Origin of the sequence: Pseudomonas sp. OE 28.3, assembly GCF_014268205.2 — a bacterium.
In the GTDB taxonomy this organism is placed as follows: domain Bacteria; phylum Pseudomonadota; class Gammaproteobacteria; order Pseudomonadales; family Pseudomonadaceae; genus Aquipseudomonas; species Aquipseudomonas edaphica.
The window spans coordinates 3,151,827-3,169,689 of the sequence record NZ_CP077082.1; the positions used below are offsets into that span (position 1 = coordinate 3,151,827).

At 60.7% G+C, this 17,863-nt stretch carries 16 protein-coding genes; 2 read left to right on the forward strand and 14 right to left on the reverse strand.

The features are described 5' to 3' along the window. Positions 1 to 34: 34 nt before the first annotated feature. Genes HU759_RS14240 through HU759_RS14250 form a run of 3 tightly spaced genes read right to left on the reverse strand, consistent with a single transcriptional unit; the run spans position 35 to position 2,551 of the window. Positions 35 to 751 (reverse strand): ABC transporter ATP-binding protein, encoded by a 717-nt coding sequence (locus HU759_RS14240; RefSeq protein ID WP_169985873.1) that lies wholly within the window; start codon positions 749 to 751, stop codon positions 35 to 37. Next, a complete protein-coding gene (locus HU759_RS14245) occupies positions 748 to 1,575 on the reverse strand; it encodes an ABC transporter permease (RefSeq protein WP_017135461.1) in 828 nt (275 codons plus the stop codon). The genes HU759_RS14240 and HU759_RS14245 overlap by 4 nt, the downstream gene beginning before the upstream one ends. A 10-nt stretch (positions 1,576 to 1,585) precedes the next feature. After that, positions 1,586 to 2,551, reverse strand: coding sequence for an aliphatic sulfonate ABC transporter substrate-binding protein (locus tag HU759_RS14250; protein ID WP_186616978.1), 966 nt, complete (start codon positions 2,549 to 2,551; stop codon positions 1,586 to 1,588). Between the two features lie 318 nt (positions 2,552 to 2,869). Here HU759_RS14250 and HU759_RS14255 point away from each other — a divergent pair, with 318 nt between their 5' ends. Further along, entirely contained in the window at positions 2,870 to 3,085 is a 216-nt protein-coding gene (locus HU759_RS14255) for a TOBE domain-containing protein (protein WP_003173733.1), read from the forward strand. Between the two features lie 474 nt (positions 3,086 to 3,559). Here the strand turns inward: HU759_RS14255 and HU759_RS14260 are convergent, their stop codons facing one another. The 5 genes from HU759_RS14260 to HU759_RS14280 all read right to left on the reverse strand — a co-directional run bounded on the left by HU759_RS14260 (position 3,560) and on the right by HU759_RS14280 (position 9,709). Beyond that, complete coding sequence (locus tag HU759_RS14260; protein WP_186616976.1) at positions 3,560 to 6,910, reverse strand: hypothetical protein; 3,351 nt, start codon at positions 6,908 to 6,910, stop codon at positions 3,560 to 3,562. Positions 6,911 to 7,004: 94 nt separating this feature from the next. After that, positions 7,005 to 8,150, reverse strand: coding sequence for a PatB family C-S lyase (locus tag HU759_RS14265; RefSeq protein ID WP_169985881.1), 1,146 nt, complete (start codon positions 8,148 to 8,150; stop codon positions 7,005 to 7,007). Positions 8,151 to 8,209: 59 nt separating this feature from the next. After that, the gene (locus tag HU759_RS14270) at positions 8,210 to 8,803 is read right to left on the reverse strand and encodes an NAD(P)H-dependent oxidoreductase (protein WP_017135465.1); all 594 of its coding nucleotides are present in this window, start codon (positions 8,801 to 8,803) and stop codon (positions 8,210 to 8,212) included. Then, the gene (locus HU759_RS14275; RefSeq protein ID WP_017135466.1) at positions 8,800 to 9,243 is read right to left on the reverse strand and encodes a GNAT family N-acetyltransferase; all 444 of its coding nucleotides are present in this window, start codon (positions 9,241 to 9,243) and stop codon (positions 8,800 to 8,802) included. Before HU759_RS14275 ends, HU759_RS14270 begins: the two co-directional genes overlap by 4 nt. Further along, positions 9,233 to 9,709 (reverse strand): carboxymuconolactone decarboxylase family protein, encoded by a 477-nt coding sequence (locus HU759_RS14280; protein WP_017135467.1) that lies wholly within the window; start codon positions 9,707 to 9,709, stop codon positions 9,233 to 9,235. Before HU759_RS14280 ends, HU759_RS14275 begins: the two co-directional genes overlap by 11 nt. A 133-nt stretch (positions 9,710 to 9,842) precedes the next feature. Between HU759_RS14280 and HU759_RS14285 the strand changes: the two genes are divergently transcribed. After that, a complete protein-coding gene (locus HU759_RS14285) occupies positions 9,843 to 11,219 on the forward strand; it encodes a PLP-dependent aminotransferase family protein (RefSeq protein ID WP_026013563.1) in 1,377 nt (458 codons plus the stop codon). 163 nt (positions 11,220 to 11,382) lie between these two features. Here the strand turns inward: HU759_RS14285 and HU759_RS14290 are convergent, their stop codons facing one another. The 6 genes from HU759_RS14290 to HU759_RS14315 form a co-directional block, all read right to left on the reverse strand. Beyond that, positions 11,383 to 12,471, reverse strand: a complete 1,089-nt coding sequence (locus HU759_RS14290) for a nucleoside hydrolase (protein WP_099549883.1) — start codon at positions 12,469 to 12,471, stop codon at positions 11,383 to 11,385. Positions 12,472 to 12,499: 28 nt separating this feature from the next. Next, positions 12,500 to 13,810 carry an MFS transporter gene (locus tag HU759_RS14295; RefSeq protein WP_017135470.1) on the reverse strand — a complete coding sequence of 437 codons (1,311 nt, stop codon included), beginning with the start codon at positions 13,808 to 13,810 and terminating at the stop codon, positions 12,500 to 12,502. A gap of 278 nt (positions 13,811 to 14,088) precedes the next feature. Beyond that, entirely contained in the window at positions 14,089 to 14,721 is a 633-nt protein-coding gene (locus tag HU759_RS14300) for an N-carbamoylsarcosine amidohydrolase (protein ID WP_138454287.1), read from the reverse strand. A gap of 171 nt (positions 14,722 to 14,892) precedes the next feature. Then, entirely contained in the window at positions 14,893 to 15,645 is a 753-nt protein-coding gene (locus tag HU759_RS14305) for an Asp/Glu racemase (RefSeq protein WP_017135472.1), read from the reverse strand. Between the two features lie 10 nt (positions 15,646 to 15,655). Continuing rightward, positions 15,656 to 16,456: an alpha/beta hydrolase gene (locus HU759_RS14310; protein ID WP_186616974.1), complete on the reverse strand. Its 801-nt coding sequence runs from the start codon at positions 16,454 to 16,456 to the stop codon at positions 15,656 to 15,658. Then, positions 16,453 to 17,586, reverse strand: a complete 1,134-nt coding sequence (locus tag HU759_RS14315; RefSeq protein ID WP_017135474.1) for an FAD-dependent monooxygenase — start codon at positions 17,584 to 17,586, stop codon at positions 16,453 to 16,455. The genes HU759_RS14310 and HU759_RS14315 overlap by 4 nt, the downstream gene beginning before the upstream one ends. Between the last annotated feature and the right edge of the window lie 277 nt (positions 17,587 to 17,863).

Here is a 17,863-nt window from a genome sequence, read left to right on the forward strand (position 1 = left end):
GCTTGCCACAGGAAGTTAATCCATTTCCAGGGACCTAAATCACATGCGCGCGCTGCAATTCGGTCAAAGACTGTGCCTTGAGTTGCGCCAGCGCCGGGTCACGCCGGTCCCTTGGGTGTGGCAGGTCGACTGCCAGTTCCCGGCGAATACTGCTCGGCCGGTTGTCCATTACCAGCACCCGGTCACTCAAGTACAGCGCCTCGTCGACATCGTGGGTCACCAGCAGCAAGGCAATCCCATGGTGCTCGGCCAGTTGCAGCAGCAAGTCCTGCAGTTTCATGCGGGTAAAGGCATCCACTGCGCTGAACGGCTCATCAAGCAATAACACCTGCGGGCGTGAATACAGCCCGCGTGCAATGGCCACGCGTTGCGCCATGCCGCCGGACAAGGCTTTGGGCAGCGCCTGGGCGAAGCCGGTGAGGCCGACTTCTGCGATCAACTGGGTAACCCAGGCCTTGTCATAGTGGTTGTCATCGCGCAAACCGATGTTCTGTTCCACCGTCAGCCAGGGCATCAGCCGTGGTTCCTGGAACACAAAGGCAACTTCGCCTTCGGGGCTGCGCAGTTCGCCCTGGAAGTCGGTCTCCAGGCCGGCGACGATGCGCAACAACGTGCTTTTGCCACAACCGCTGGGCCCGAGCAGGCTGACGGTTTCGCGCGGTTGCAGCGCCAACTGCACGTTGTTCAGCACCGTAATGCCGGCAAAGCTTTTGCGCGCCACGCGAAGCTCCAATAACGCTTGCATACTCATTGCTCCGCGCCTTCGCCTGTGAAGGTGTCGCGCCAGGCCAGGCAGCGTTTCTCCAAGGCTGCGAGCAGGCCATCGCTGAGCTTGCCCAGCAGTGCCAACACGGTAATGGCGGCCAGCACGATGTCTGGCCGTGAGGTTTCCCGACCATCGCTGAGCAAGTAACCGAGACCCTTGGTGGCCGCGATCAGTTCGGCCGCCACCAGGAACATCCACGCCAGGCTCAAGCCGCTGCGCAGCCCCGTGAACAGGCCGGGCAGGGCGGCGGGCAGCAGAATCCGGCGCACCAGGCGTGCTCGGCTGAAACCGTACATTTGCCCGACTTCCACCAGCTTGCGATCAATATCGCGAATCGCCGCGACACCGTTGAGGTACACCGGAAAGAACGCGCCAATCGCGATCAGCACGACCTTGGAGGTTTCATCGATACCCAGCCACAGCAGCAACAGCGGCACCCAGGCCAGGCTCGGAATCGAGCGCAGCCCGGCGAAGGTCGGCTCCAGATACGCTTCGGCTTCACGGCTCAACCCCACCCAGGCGGCAAACACCAGCGCCAGGCTGGCACCGATGGCAAACCCCGCCAGTACCCGCAGCAGGCTGGCGCTGATGTGTTTCCACAACGCGCCTTCGGCCAGGTCGGTGAGGGTCACTGCGATGTCGCTGGGGGCCGGCATCTGGTAGGACGGCAGCCAGCCGATGCGTACCACGCCCTCCAGTACCAGCAGGATCAGTACCGGCAGCACCAGGCCCTTGAGCCGTTTTGGCCAGGCGCTTCGGTTGATCACCACGGGTGCCGGTAGCGGCAGTGCTTGGCTTTTATCGGTCATCACGCCTCCCTTAAGGCTTGGGCAGGGTTTGGCCAAACGAAGTGTCGATCAACTGATCGATCACGGGGTCGACATCCACGCCACGACGGACTAATTCCTCGGACACCAGGATCGGCGCGGCGGCCTTGGATGACGCCACGTCCCTGGCGCTCAGCAGCGGGTTGCTCAAGTCGGTGCGCGACAATTGCAGCTTGGCCACTTCCAGCGGCAAGCCGGCTTCGTCTGCGAGCAATTTGACGAATTCATCCGGGTGCTTCACGGCCCAATCACGCGCCTTCTCATAGGCCCCGAGGACCTTGGTGATGGTTTGTGGGTGCTGTTTGGCGTATTGCTCGGTGACGCTGATTACGCCGTAGCTGTTGAAGTCTTTATTGCGATACAGCAAGCGCGAACCGGCCTGGATTTCACTCGCGGCCATGTGTGGATCAAGGCCGGCCCAGGCGTCTACGTCGCCTTTCTCCAAGGCAGTGCGGCCGTCGGGATGTTGCAAATGCACCAGCTCCACATCATCCTTTTTCAGCCCGGCCAGTTGCAGGCTGCGCAGGGTGAACAGGTACGGGTCGGTGCCTTTGGTGGCGGCGATTTTTTTGCCTTTGAGGTCTGTGACGGTGTTGAGCGGCGAGTCTTTGCGCACCACCAGTGCGGTCCATTCAGCACGACTGTAGACGTACACCGATTTGATCGGGCTGCCATTGGCGCGGCTCAACACCGCCGACAAGCTGGCAGACGAGGCAAAGTCGACGCCGCCACTGTTGAGGTATTCCAGCGAGCGGTTGCTGCCCTGGCTCAGCACCCAGCCGACCTTGGTGTGGGGAAGCGCCTGTTCGAGCCAGCCAAAATGCTTGAGCACCAGGCTCACGGGCGAATAGTAGGCGTAATCGAGGTTGACCTGGGCGGGGTCGGTTTCGGCGGCAAAGGCCTGGGGTTGCAGGCACAGGGCGAGGGCGCAGGCACTCAATAAAGCAAAGGGTTTCATGGAACAGCTCCAGACAAGGCGTTGAGAGAAGGCTTTTCTTATATTCAGAAAATTGAAACGGCATGTTCCATCATGCTTTAAAGGAATATGCAGTCTCTGTGCCACCTTGTGCGCAGCGTCTTTACGCGGGTTTCTATGGGGGCGGCTGTGGCGGGAGAGGGCAAAGTGTTGAATGGCTGTTGGCAGGCGAACACCTCATATATATCTGTATCGTATAAATAAAGACTTATATATTCCTTTTAATGTTGGTGCCGATAACGCATTTTGAGGGCCTGCGCATTCGTGCGGATTGACCCAACAGCCAAAAGGAAAGCCGACATGACCATTAAAGCGATCAACGTGCGCAACCAGTTCAAGGGCGTGATCAAGGAAATTTTGCTGGGGGAAGTGGTGTCCGAAATTGATGTGCAAACCGCGTCCGGCATCGTCACATCAGTGATCACCACCCGCTCGGTGCGTGACCTGGAATTGAAAGTGGGCAGTGAAGTGATTGCCTTTGTGAAGTCGACTGAAGTGTCGATTGCCAAGCTGTAAATGTGTTCGCAAGTGTGAGAGCTGGGATGCCTGTGATGGGGGGCTTTTGGCGGGGTACATATCCGTTGTTGCGGTAACGGCTGCCTATGGTTCAGCTCTTACAGCGGGTCACTTTTGCAAGGACCGGAATGCCGGCCCAGTCAAAAGTAACCAAAAAGTCCTCGCCCCAACACTCGGTGCCTCGCTATGGCTCGGCATGCCCGCAATCCGCCAGTGATTTGGGGGGGCGATTTCAGATCAAGATCAAAAGCACAGATCAAAAGACCGCTGACTTCGTCATCGAAAAGGATGTAAGGGCCACTGCAACAGCAAAGCCATACTCGGACTAATGTGGGAGCTGGCTTGTCGAATCGTCGCACCGCTGCGATGCCATCAACTCTGTGTACCTGACACACCGAGGTGTCTGCATCGCAGGCAAGCCAGCTCCCACATTAACCAGCTCCCACATTGATGTGTGGGAGCCTGCTCAATGCATCAGTTGATGCGCGGCCCACCACCGCCCGGCGGGTGCGGCTGCGGTTTGTCCGGTGGCGCATCGCTGGGCAGGTTCTTTGGCGGTGTGTTTGGGTCTTCGTAGTGCTTGTGCAAATCCCCATCCAGCCGATTGCTCGAGGAGCCACCTTTGCTCGGCGTCTCCTCAAAGTGCTGCCATTCCGATTGCTGGAAGCGAAAGATGCTGTCATCGGTCGGCGTGTCGCGGCCGTGATAGTGGTGGATTTCGTAGTGGGCGTACTCGACCTTTTCCGCCCAGTCGTTTTGCAATAAACCGTCGTTGGCCAAGCCGCGATACCAATCGTTTTCCGCGTTGGTGGCCTTCTGCTTTTTGTTGTGGTCGACAAAGTAGCCGATGATCCCGCCCACCACCGCCAGCACCACGCCGACCAGAAACAGCGGCCCGGTCAATGCCGCTGCGGTGCCTGCGCCAAACAGTGCCGCCGCCCCGAGGACCCCGGCCGAGGCACCGAACGCGCCCCCGGCTACTTGCAGGCCACCGGCGGCCTGAGCCAGCGGGTCTTTGCTGTCGACGCCGCTCTTGATCGCCAAGGCGCCGAGCACGATATCGGCAAACCCTCCGACGATGTCCGTGGCCGGGCCGAGCACCTTGATCACGGAACCGGCGATTTTCGCAGACTTGGACGCGCCCAACTTGGCCGCACCGGCGGCAGCCAGGCCGTCATCCAGGTGCGTGGCCAGGCCATCGGTGGCTTGCTTGACCGCCGTATCGCCTTCGCCAAACAACTTGCCGATGCCGTCGTACTGACTGTCAGGCACCGCATCCAGCGCCGCGGAGATTTCCTTGCTGACCTTGGCGTCGATCTCGCCGCCGGGGCCAAAATCCAGCATTTTGCCGGTCACGCCTTCCTTGCCCCAGATTTCCGGCAAGGTTTTGTCCAGGCCCAGGAAGTCCACCAGGCCGCCCTTGCCCAGGGTCTCGCCGATCTTGTCACCCAGGCGCACGAAGTGGCTGGAGCCACCGGCAAAACTCAGGAAGTCCTTGGCGATGCTCATGCGCTGCGCCGGGGTTTCGCCGAGTTTGCCGCCTTTGCCCACCAGTTGGTAAATCGCCGAAAACAGCGTCACACCCGCGCCAAGGGAGCCCAGGATGCCTTTGCTGTTAAGGGTGTTGAACACCTCACCGAGCATGCCGCGATCCGCTACCGCAATATAGGGTTTGCTCAGGGCCTTTTTGACGTCGGCTTCGCTGATGGTGCCGCTGTTCTTGTAGACCTCGCCGAGTTCTTCCAGGGCCTTGGTGACACCGGCCGATTTCTCCTTGCCTTGCAGCCCCTCGTTGAGGAACTTCTCCAGGGTTTCCTGGGTGCGGCGCGGCAGGTCGAGCAGGTTGCCCTTGAGCACGCCCTTGAGCAGGCCGAACAAGTCTTTGGTCGCCAGCTCCTTGTTGTCGTCGGAGATTTTGCTCGGGTCCGAGAGGATCGCATTAAGGTCGGTGGTCAAGCCGTCGGCCTGGATATTTTGCGCGGCCTTGCTGGCGGCTTCGGGGTCGAACAGCGACAGCGAGGTGAGGGTGTCACTCAAGTCCTTTTGTGCGTCGCTGGCCTTGCCCTGGTTTTGCAGGTCTTTGAGGTACAGCACGTAGTCGGGGTTGGCGGTGAGATCGAGCAGCTTCTGCTTGACCTCATCCTTGTTGGGCAACTTGTTGAGCGCGTCGTCCATTTTCGACTTGTAGTCAGCCTGGATGGTCGGGTCGTTGAACAGCTCGCCGATCTGCTTTTGCACGGCCTTGCCGTCGATGATGTCGTGCATGTCGGCCGCGCTCAGCTCGGTTTGCTTGTCATCCGACTCGCGCCAAGTAGTGTTGAACGGGCGTTTGGCTTCTTCATAGCCGGTGATGCCATGGCCGTTCTGGTAGGCAGCCTGGGCTTCGAGGGCGCGCACCAGCTTGGCCCGTGGGTCATCCTTGGGGATCGAGCCGTCCTTGACGCCGGCGCGGTAGGTGTCGATCAGTTGGGTGGTGGCCAACTCACTGACGCTCATGGTCGGCGACTTGTCGTCCTTGGGGTCCGAATGCACGCCGGTGTCCATGTTCAACACATCCAGGTCACCGGCCTTGGGCAGGTTGTGCTTGGCGCGGGTGTCGTCGATGGAGCTGGCGCTGAAGGCTTCCCATTTGGCCAGCACGTCATCATAGAGCTGTGGGCTCAGTTCCTTGGAGACGATGACCTTGCCTTCGCTGGTTTCATAGCGGATCAGGCCGTCGCCCAGCTCATCGGGAGAGCCGAAAGTGATGTCGGTGTTTTTCAGGAAGTCATTCGGCCCGGCCAGTTTGTACCCGGCGTCTTCACTGGTGTGGATCTTGGCCCAGGTATCGTTCGCCGTGGCCACGCTTTTGAACAGCTCGGGGCTGACGTCGGCAGACACCACCACCTTGGTGCCATCCTGCAGTTCGTAGGTGAGGACGCTGTCTTTCTGGTCGTTGTTCCAGCTGAAGTTCTTGTAGTCGTTGAGCCCGGGCACGGGCGTGTTGGCGTCGGCCAGGGCTGCACCGTTGTTCAGTTCGCCTTCAATCACGGCTTTTTTGCCGGGGTCGGAGTACACCGTGTTAAGGCCTGCCAGGTAGTCGAACAACTTGGGGTTGTCTTCACGGGCGACGACGACTTTTTCGCCGTTGCTTTCGTAGCGGATCAGCCCGGGACCCACTTCGTCCACCGGGCCTACCGCAGTGCCGCCGTAGGGTGGCCATACTTCGTTGTCGGTGGCGCGACGGTAACCGGCATCTTCACTGCTGGAGAGGCCGGAGAAACTTTCATAAGCTTCCTTGGCCTTTTGGAAAGCCTCGGGGTTGTCACGCTGGCTGATCACGAACTTGCTGCCGTCCTGGGTCTCGTAGCGGATCACGCCAGGGCCGGTTTCATCGGGCGGGCCGAGGGCTTTGTAATCGGCCAATGCACCCGGCGCAGTGCCTTCGGCGCCCAGGCTCTGATAACCGGCGTTCTGGCTGGCGACCACGCCAGAGAGCGACTTGAAGTCCTGGCTGACCTGCTTGAACAGCTCCGGGCTGTCGTGCTCGCTGACGATGATCTTCTTGCCGTCCTGGGTTTCATAACGAATCAGCCCAGGACCCACTTCATCGGGCGGGCCGATGGCCTTGTAGTCGGCCAGGGCAGCAGGCGGCGTGGCGTCTTTGGCCGCGAGTTCATAACCGTCTTTTTTGCTCGCATCGAGCCCCGATGGCGACTTGTCATGGGGTTCGACTTTTTTATGGGCGCTGTTCTTGAGCAGCACAGCAAATGCTTCGCCCGATGTTGATAGAGTGCGCGGAAGGCTTTTGGGCTCGGACGAGCGATCAAGCGGCTGGGTCGACATGCCATGGAACTCCTGCTGTTGCCGGTGGGACGGGTCGGCAAAAACAGTAACAGCAGGGGTTCGGCACTCGTTGCGAAACGTTGTGAAATGCGTTTTAGCGGTGACGCAGTGCACGTTCCATGCGCTGCAAACCCTCTTCGAGCATCGATCGTGGGCAACCGAAGTTCAGGCGCACGAATTGCTGGCTGTCATCGCCGAATTCGATGCCTGCGCTCAGGCCGACCCTGGCCTGCTCCAGGAAGAACTGCTGCGGGTCGGCAAGGCCCAGGGCGCTGCAATCCAGCCAGGCCAGGTAGGTGCCTTGTGGCGCGTGCATCACCACGCCGGGCAAACGGGTTTGTACGGCGTGCAGCAGGTAGTCGCGGTTGGCTTGCAGGTACTGCACCAGCGCATCCAGCCATTCGCTGCACTGGCTGTAGGCGGCGCGGGTGGCTTCCAGGCCCAACGGGCTGACGCTGTCGACCATGCCGCAGCGGGCATTGTTGAAGCGCTCGCGCACCTCGGCATTTTGCACCACGGCAAAGCAAGTCTTCAGGCCGGCGACGTTATAGGCCTTGCTCGCCGACATCAGGGTGATGGTGCGTTGGGCGATCTCGGGGCTGAGGCTGGCGGTGGGAATATGGCGACGGCCGTCAAAGCACAGCTCGGCGTGGATTTCGTCACTGATGATCAGTGCACCGTTCTCCACGCAGGCGTTGGCCACGGCCAACAGTTCTTCACGCGCAAAGACCTTGCCCACTGGGTTGTGCGGGTTGCTCAGCAGCAGCGCACCGGCACCCTTCAGCGCCTGGCGCATGGCGGGCATGGGCGTCATGTACTCGCCGTTGATCAACTCGAACGGCACTTCGATACGCGGCAGGTTCCAGTGGCCCGGTGCCAGGCGAATCGGCCGGTAGTTGGGGGTTTGCAGCACCACGGGCTGGCCCGGCTGTACGAACGCATGCAGGGCCATATTGAAACCAGGCTCGACACCGGGCAGGAACAGCAACTCTTCAGGCTGTACGCGCCAGGCGTACTTGGCCCACAGGTCCGCGATGATGGCTTCGCGCACATCCGCGCCAGCCACGCTGTAGCCGAGCACCTGCTGGTCGAGGCGTGCGTGCAGGGCTTGCAGGACGGCGGGTGGCGCGGCGATATCCATGTCGGCGATCCACATCGGCAGAACGTCTTGCGGGTAACGGTTCCACTTGGTGCTGCCGGTGCCTTGGCGGGGGTGGATCGTGTCGAAATCAAAGCTCATGGGTGGCTCGTATCAGGGAGGCAGGTGCAGGAATGGCGCTGATTCTAGCGCCATTAATTTTATAGGCCAGTGCTGATTGCCGCCGATAGCTGCAGGTGTGCCTGTTCCACGGCCCGAGCGACCGCTTCTTCACCGCGCACCATGGCGCCCAGGTAGACGAAATCCACCGAGTGGATGCCCACCGTAGACAGGATGGTGGTCATGTAAGGCGTGAGAAAGTCCGGTTCATGCCCCTTGCGCGCATTGCCGCTGCTGACCAGCACGAAGGTGCGGCGGTCCTTGAGCAGGCCGACTTTTTCGAACTGCGCATTGATGGTAAAGCTGCGATGGATGCGCACCACATGGTCGATCCAGACCTTGAGCGCCGCCGGTACGGTGAAGTTGTGCACCGGCGTGCAGACGATTAACAGGTCGCAGGCTTCCAGTTCGACGATCAGCTGTTCCGACAACGCCGTGGCGCTGCCACTCAAGCCGCCAGGCGTAGTGAGTGCATTCGCGTATTCACGGGTCAGCGGCGCCAGTGCCTGGCTGCCGTAGTCGCGTTCGATGACCTCTGCGCCAGGCACCAGGTCGTTGAGCAGGGCGCGGGCCAGCTTGAAGGTCTGCGCGGCCTTGCCGTGGGGGCTGAAGCTAAGGAGCAGGGCGCGGGTCATTGGCTCAGGTCCTGGGAAAAGTGCATGCCTCGCGGCAGCAGGCCTTGGCGAAAATAGAAGCGCTGGGCCAGGGCCATATGCAGGCCGGTGTCCAGCACCAGGTAACGATAACCGCGTGCGCGGGTTTCTTCGCGGACGCGGTCGAGCAACTGCTCGCCCAGGCGTCGGCGCTGCAAAGTGGCGTCTACCACCAGGTCATCGACGTAGATGAACTTGCCGTACAGGGTGTTTTCCGTCAGGCGGTAGCCGGCCAGGCCAATGACCTTGCCGTGTTCGCGTGCGGCCAGCAGATGATAGCCGTTCTGGCGCTGGCGTTGAACCTGCGCGGCGAAACTGGCGGCGTCGGTCAGGTGCGGGCGCAGTTGCTGCATCACGGCAAAGCTTGCGAGGCAGTCGGTCTCGGTTTCCATCAGGGCGAACTCAATGGGTTCATTGGTCATCAAGGTTCTCCAGATGGGCCTTGATCGCCTCCGGTACTTTACGAAAACTGATGGCCACGCGGTTCAAGGCGTTCATCAAGGAAATGGCCAGGGTCAGGTCGGCGACTGCCTTCTCGTTGAACACCGCTGCCACGGCGGCGTAGTCGGCATCCGGCACGTGGGTTTGCGCCACCTGGGTGACCACTTCGGCCCAGGCCAGGGCGGCTTGTTCACGCACAGTGAACAACGGCAAGGCTTCACGCCAGGCGGCCAGCAGCATGATCTTTTCCAGGCTTGCGCCTTGCTTGAGCAGGCCGCGGGAATGGGAGTCCAGGCAATAGGCGCAGCCGTTGAGCTGCGAAACCCGCAGGTACACCAGTTCAATCAGTTCTTTCTCCAGGCCACAGCCATGCACATAGCTGTGCACGGTGCCCAGGGCCTTGTAACCAGCGGGGGCGGCGTTGCCGTAATCGAGACGGTGTTTCATGGGTGATCCTTGGGTTGCGTTAAGAGATGCGCCATTTTCGGTGGTGGCCGGGTTGCTCGACAGGGGCATGATTGGACAAGTGGGTTGGGACATGATCAGACTCCACCTTGTCGTCCTGCCGAGCCCCCTTGTGATGTCGTCATTGCCCAAATATCAGGAAATCTACCGCCGCTTCCGGCTGGCCATCGACCAGGGCCAACTCGGCCCCGGTGATCGGGTGCCGTCGGTGCGCAGCCTGGCGCTGGAACTCAAGATCGCCCGCGGGACCGTGGAGGCGGCTTACCAGTTGCTGGTCAGTGAGGGGTTTTTTGAGGCGCGTGGGCAGGCGGGCACCGTGATTGCGCGGACATTGCCGCAGGTGGCGATGAAGCCCCAGCCCGTCGCACCACCGCCGACATCGGCGCCGCCAGCCTTGCAAATGGGCCAGCCGGCGCTGGATGCCTTCCCGCGCAAGCTATGGGCACGGCTGGTCACCCAGCAAGTGCGCCGCACCGACGCCGACAGCCTGGCCATGGGCGATGTGCGCGGCGCCCAGGCGTTACGCGTGGCGATTGCCAGCTATCTCGCGTTGTACCGAGGCGTGGAGTGTACGCCCCAGCAGGTATTTATCTGTTCGGGGTATGCCGGCTCCCTGACGCTGTTGTGCGATGCACTGCAAATGGCCGGGCAACGTTGCTGGTACGAAGACCCGGGCTATGTGCATGCGCGGCAGTTATTGAGGCATCAAGGGGTTGAGCTGGTGCCGGTACCGGTCGACCGTGAAGGGCTGGATGTTGAGCAGGGCATCCAGCGTGATCGGCAAGCACGGCTGGCGATTGTGACGCCGGCCCACCAGAGCCCGCTGGGTGTGGCGTTGAGCCTGACGCGCCGCCAGGCCTTGCTGGCCTGGGCGCAGAAGCAGGGCAGTTGGGTGCTGGAGGATGATTACGACAGTGAGTTTCGCTACCAGGGCCAGCCATTGGCGGCGCTCAAGAGCCAGGATGTGCACGACCGAGTGATCCATGCCGGGAGCTTCAGCAAAATGCTGTTTCCGGGCTTGCGCCTGGGCTATCTGGTGGTGCCGGCAGCCTTGGTGGAGGTGTTTGGGCGCAGCGCCGAGGCCTTGCAGCAGCGCGGTGCGCAGTTGTTGCAACTGACCGCGGCGGATTTTCTCGAGCAGGGCCATTTCACCCGGCACTTGAAAAAGATGCGTCAGTTGTATGCGCTGCGAAGGGGTTTTTTGGTCGCCGCGTTACAGGCCCATTGCGCGGATTTTTTACGCGTGGATGAACAGGCCGGGGGGATTAACCTGTTGGCGCGGTTGCGGGTGCCTGTTCCGGATCAGGTAGTTGCCATGGCAGCCAATGAGGCGGGGTTGGCGGTTAACGCATTGTCAGCGTGGACCCTTGAGCCGGGAGGTGGGCAGGGGTTGTTGATGGGCTTTACCAATGTGGCGACGGCCGCACAGGCCAATGAACTGGCATTGAGGCTGCTGCAGATACTGCGGGCATGTCACAAACCAAATAGGTGAGCGGGCTTTCTGTGGCGAGCAAGCTTGCTTGCGTTGGGGTGCGAAGCGCCCCCAAAAAGCTGGCTCCAGCTTCGCTGTCGAGCGGGACGGTTCGTCGATTCGACAAGCTCCCTCGCCACGGCAAGCCCGCCCACACATTTAGATCGTGTTCAGCTTTAAAACGTCAGGGTTTTACGGGGGTTGGCAAGGTTACAAGGTTGACGTAGCCATCCCAGAACTTCTGCTGATCGACACCAAACACCACCTTGGCTTTTTGCGTGCCCACCGGCGCGCCTTTTTTGTAGCCCAGCGCCCGGCCGTAGTCGGCGCCAAACGTGGCGTCCACATCCACCCACAGGTCGCGAGACTCAGTGACAATCTCCGGGCTCACCAGAAACAGCGCCGGCAAGCTGTCCCAGGTAAAGCTGTGGTAGCTCGGGTCTTTGTCGAACAGCGGCCCGAACTCGTGCTTGTAGAGATCGGCAATCGCACCTTTGTGGGCTATCACGCGCTGGTACACCGACTTGTCGAAGGTGACTTTCTCACACACATCGTTGGGGAAAATCACGTGTTCGATGGGTGAGCGCAACACAATCTTCGCGGCCTCCGGGTCGAACCACCAGTTGAATTCCGCCGCCGGCGTGGTGTTGCCCGGAATCTCCAGGGCACCGCCCATGTACACGATGCGCTTGATCAGCGGCACGATGTCCGGCGCCGAGCGAATCGCCAGGGCGATGTTGGTCAGCGGGCCGACGGCCAGAATGGTCACCTGGTGCGGGTTGGCCCGCACGCTTTGCACAATGAACTGCGCGGCGGTTTCACTGCGCAACTGGGTGTGGGTGGCCAGGCCATCCGGTGGCGCGACCAGCTGCGCGGGTGAAGTCGGGCGCGGGTTTTTGAACGCGCCCGGCCAGCCCGAACCAAACAGGGCTTTTTCTGCCTCGTAGGTGGCGTAGTCATGCAGCAACGGGTAGGCGGCGCCGGAGTAGACGCCGACCTGTTTTTCTACACCCATACGCTCTACGGCCTTGAGGGCATCGACCTGTTCCTGGTCGACCCAGGCATTGCCGCTGACCAGGGTCATGCCCAGCAGGTCGATGCGTTTTTGCGCGTGCAACTGCGCGAGCATGATAAAGGCCTGGCCGTCATCGTTGAGCACGTTGAAGTCGGTGTCGAAGATGACTTTTTCAGGCGCGGTTTGCGCTGCCTGTGCCGTGCCGGCACACAGGCCGACGGCGACAAGCAACGCGCAGCTTTTAAGAAAACCTTGCATGGTGATTCATCCGCAAAAATTGTTGTTATTAACGGTTCACCAGTTTCGCCGGCAAGGCGATGACCAGGAAGCTGCTGAGGATCAGGCAGCCGGCGAAAAACCACAAGGCACCCGCACTGCTGCCGGTGACGTCGATGGCAACTCCCATCAACGAGTTGCTCACTAAGCCTGCGATATTCGCCACCGAACAGGCCAGGGCAAAGCCGGTCGCCGCTGCGGTGCCTTTGAGGAAGGTTGCCGGCAAGCTGAAAAACACCGGCACGGCGCCGATGATCGCGGCTGAGGCAATGGCGAACAGCAACACGGTGGCGACCACGCTGTGGGTAAAGAACGTGCTGGTGGCCATGGCCGCCGCACCGATGAAGAACGGCACGATGATGTGCCAGCGGCGTTCGCGGTGTTTGTCGGAGCTGGCGCCGATCAGCAGCATGCCCAGCAGCGCCGCAACGCTGGGCAATGCAGTCAGCACGCCGATATGGAAGGTGTCGGTCACCCCGGCATTGCGGATGAAGGTCGGCATCCAGAACCCCATGGCATAGGCGCTGAGCAGGATCGAGAAGTCGATACCGCCGAGCATCCACACTTTGAGGTTGAAGAAGCCGTCACGGAAGCTGTGCTTGCTGCCGGTGGCGCCGGCTTCGTCCTTGCGCAGTTCGCTTTCCAGCAGGGCCTTTTCTTCGTCCGATAGCCATTTGGCCTGTTGGAAGGTGTTGGGCAGCGCCCAGAAAGTCAGCACGCCGAGCAAGACGCTGGGCACCGCTTCGATCAGGAACAGCCACTGCCAGCCACGCAGGCCGCCCATGTTGTCGAAGTGGCCCATGATCCAGCCTGACAGCGGGCCGCCGATGACGCTCGACAGCGGCAGGCCGATCATGAACAGCGCGATGATGCGCCCGCGTCGGTGCGTCGGGAACCAAGTGGTCAGGTAATACAAAACCCCCGGCAAAAACCCGGCTTCGGCGGCGCCGAGCAGAAAGCGCAGGATGTAGAACTGGGTGGTGGAGGTGACCAGCATGGTGCAGGCCGAGAGCAGGCCCCAGGTGATCATGATGCGCGCGATCCAGATCTTCGCGCCCACTCGTTCGAGTACCAGGTTACTGGGGACTTCGAAGATGATGTAGCCAACGAAAAACAAGCCGGCACCGAGGCCGAACGCGGTTTCGCTGAAGTGTAACTGGTCGAGCATCTGCAACTTGGCGAAGCCGATGTTGATGCGGTCCAGGTAGGCGGCCAGGTAGCAGAAACACAGGAACGGAATCAGCTTCCAGGTGATCTTGTGGTAGAGCGTGGTAACGGGGTCGGCGACCGTGGTCGCGGGCGCTGCATTCGCAATGGGCATTGGGGTGTCTCCTGGCGGTGACTTATGGTTTTTATACAGCCGCTTTTTTCCAGCACTTCGGAGTGCTGTAAAAGCGACATCCAAAGGCAGTGTCAGAAGACTGAAAGCTGCACCGGCTTTTTAATGTGGGAGCTGGCTTGCCTGCGATAGCGGTGGATCAGCAACAATTATGTTGCCTGACACTCCGTCATCGCAGGCAAGCCAGCTCCCACATTTGGGCGGGGGCGGCTCACAGTTTTGTGCAAGACCGCGCTCTATGGCGCAGTTCTTCGTAACCTTTATTGCTCCCTGAACTTGCTCATCGCCTCCTGCTTGCTCACGACATCGCCATACTTGCTGTCGATGTCGAACAGGTTGGCTGCATGGGGCGCCGGGTGTCGGTCGCCGACGCATTCGCGCACGACAATGGTGCGAAACCCATGCTGCACCGCATCCACCGCCGTGGCGCGGATGCAGCCGCTGGTGGAACAGCCGGCCAGCACCACAGTGTCGATGCCCTGGGCGTGCAGCATCGGGGCCAGGCTGCTGCCGAAGAAGGCGCTGGCGTACTGTTTGGTGATCACCACTTCATCCGCCTGGGGCAATACCTCGAGGCAGAACGCTGCGAGCGGGTTGCCCTCGACCATGTCTTTCATCACCGGGGCTTTCTTAACCCAGATACCACCATCGGCGAAATGGCCGGGATGGTAGCGGATATTAGTGTGCACCACCGTAATTGCGTGCCGGCGAGCGGTGGCCAGCAATTCGACACTTTCAGCTACGGCCACCACTACTTCGGGGGCATACAGCGGCGCGCCTTCGGTGGTGTAACCCTGCATAAAGTCGATCATCAGCAGCGCAGATTTTTTGCCGAAGCCGATGCGATTGCCCCAGACGCCCTGGTAGTTGGCGTCGGCGGATTGGTTGTTCATCTTCTCAACCCCTCATTTTTGTGTGGCGAGCGAGCTTATGTGGCGAGCGAGCTTGCTCGCGCTGGAGTGCGCAGCGCTCCCGCTTTTTTGGGGCCGCTTCGCAGCCCAGCGCGAGCAAGCTCGCTCGCCACAACAAGCTCATTCGCCACATAAGCTCATTCACCACAAGTGTCAGTAAGCGCCGGACAGCAAGGCACCGGCACCGGGCACGATAGGTTCCAGGTCCAAGGCCTTGAGCATCGCGTAGGTGGTGGCGATGGCGGCGGTGAGCACCGGTTTGCCGGTTTGCGCTTCAACCTTGGCCACCACCGGCAGCGACTGCATCTGCACGCAGGCAGAGAGCACGATCACGTCCACCCCTTCCAGGTTCATGCCGGCGACGATGGCCGGCAGGTTGGCCGGGTCGTGGCGCGCCACTTCGAGGTTGTCGGGGATCTCCAGGGCGCGCCAGTCCACCACGTCAAAGCCTTCTTCGCGGATGTAGTTCACCACCAGTTCGGTCAGCGGCTTCATGTACGGCGCGACGATGGCAATGCGCTTGGCGCCCATCACTTTCAAGCCTTCGATCAAGGCGCCAGCGCTGGTGATCACCGGGGCGTTGGCATCGTTATCGGCGGTGGCTTTACGCAAACGTTGTTCGGAATTGCGGTGATAACCCAGGCCCATGGCCATGATCGCCACCAGGCACGCATAGCCCAACACGTCGACCTTGGCGTCGGACAGCTCGATGGCGCAGCGGTCGGACTCGCCGTCCATGGCCGCCAGTTCTTCCTTGCGCACCTGCTTCATGCGCATGCGGCTGGAGTGAAAGGTAAAGCGTTCGGGGCGGATCGCCTGGCGCGCGTTAAGCATCGCCGGGATCTCGGTTTCCATGGTGGTGTTCGAACTCGGCACGATCTGGCCGATACGGTAAGGCTTGAGCATGGTGGTCCCCTTATTGTTGTGTGAGGAAGCCGTCGAGGGCGGCAAAAAAGCCTTCAAGGTCATCCCACGGAATCATGTGCCCGGCGTTCGGTACACGGGCGACCTGGATAGCGGGCTGCAGGTCCTGGATTTCGGCGATGTCTTCATCCAGGATCACGCCGCCGCGCCCGGCCACCATCAACAGGGCAGGGGCCTTGAGCTTGGGCAGGTGCTGGTGGAAGTCGACCGTGTGGAAGTCATTGAAAGCACGCACGATGGCGGGCTCATAACAGGTGTGCAGCCATTCGGCGCGCAGCTGCAGTTGCTCGACGGTCCAGGTGGCGCAGAAGGCGCGCATCGCGTCAGCGTCCATGCCGACCCGCGATTGGCGGATCGAGTCGACGTACCATGGCAACTTGCTCGGGTATTCACGGCGGCCAGGCCCGGACACTGGCGGGTCGATCAGCACCACGCGGTTGACGCCCTGTGGATGCTTGGCTGCACTGTGCACGGCAAATCGCGCGCCCATGGAGTGGCCGACCAGGTGGTAGCTATCCAGCTCAAGCGCATCGGCAAACGCGCCAATGTCCTCGGCGCAGGTGTCTGCGCTGTAGTCCAATTGCGGCCCTGTGGACGACAAGCCGCGCCCGCGCACATCCAGCACGTAAGTGTCGAACCGGGTGCCAAGACGCTCAGCCACAAAACCCCAGGTAATCGCCGGGCTGGTGATGCCCGGGATCAAAATCAGCGCCGGGCCTTTGCCGCCGTAGCGCAGGTAGTGCTGGCGAATACCATTGGCTTGCACATTGGCGCCATACAGGAAGGTACTCACGCGGCCACCCCCGATTTCAGTTCCTGGGCGTACAGGTCATAACCGTAGACCCAGGCCGGGTCTTCCTGGGTGCGCAGCCAGGTGTTGGCGTTGGACACCGCTTGTACGCGGGACGCACGTTCCTTGCGGTTGGCTTCGTAGAGCTGGAAGGCGGTGCGGTAGTCGCTGATACCGGTTTCCTGCAAGCAGCGGGTGAGCATGGCCGCGTCTTCGATGGCCATGCCGGCACCCTGGGCCATATGCGGTTTCATCGGGTGGCAGGCGTCACCCAGCAACACCAGGCGGCCACGGCTCCACAGCGGCAACGGGTTACGGTTGCGCAGCGGCCATTTGGTCACGCTTTCGGTGGACTCGATCAGCGCCTGCACGGTGGGGTGGTAGCCTTTGAAGGCGTCAAACATCTCTTCGCGGCTGCTGTCGACAAACGCGCCCTGGAAGTCCCATTCGGCATGGGGCACGCCGGTCACGTAGTAGTACTCGTCACGCTTGCCGGTGGTGTAGTAGACCATCATGTGGCGGTCCTCGGTCCACCACTTGATGCAGTCTTCGAACTTCAAGTCGTACTTGGCCAACTGGTCGCCACGGATCAGCGCACGGTGCGCGACCCAGCCGCTGTACAGCGGTTTTTCCACGCCGAGCAGCTCTTCACGGATTCTGGAGTTGATGCCGTCGGCGCCGATCACGATATCGGCGTAGGTCACTTCGCCGTCGGCAAAGGTCAGGCGCACTTGGGTATCGGTTTCTTCGAGGTTTTCCAGGCGCTTGTTGAAGTGCAGGGTGCCAGGTTTGAGGGTCGACATCTGCAGTGCATGCAAGTCGCCACGGTGCACGGTGATGTAGGAAGCGCCGTAGCCGGTGAGTGGAATACGCGAGAGGTAGTCACCGCTTTCGCCGCAACGGCTGAACCAGTGCTCGGGGTGCGAGCCCATCAGGTCCAGCTGTTTTTCGATGCCCATGCGGCGGAAGATTTTCATGATGTTAGGCCCCATGTGGATGCCTGCACCCAAGCGGGAAAACTCCGGTGCCTGTTCATAGATATCGACATCGAAACCGGCTTGCTGCAGCAGTGTGGCCGCCGCCGCGCCGCCCAGGCCGGCACCGACGATGGCGATTTTTTGTGTGCTTCCCATGGGGCGTGAACCTCTCTCTTTTTGATTTTTGGCGGCATCTGTCCGCAAGGTTTTTAAAGTGTATACGCTCATTTTTTGAAATGGGAAGCCTACGTTCATAATTTTATTTTTTGGCCGTATTTATCCTGTGTAACGGGTTTTGTCCTTTATATGTAGTGTTTGTGTGGTTTGGTAACGTTTTGGTGCGCTACTTGCAGTTCGTCTTCAATTCGGGTCTTATCGGTATTAATTGGCGTGTACGCTATAAAAATGCACTGGAGTGAAGCGCGGTGCTTGA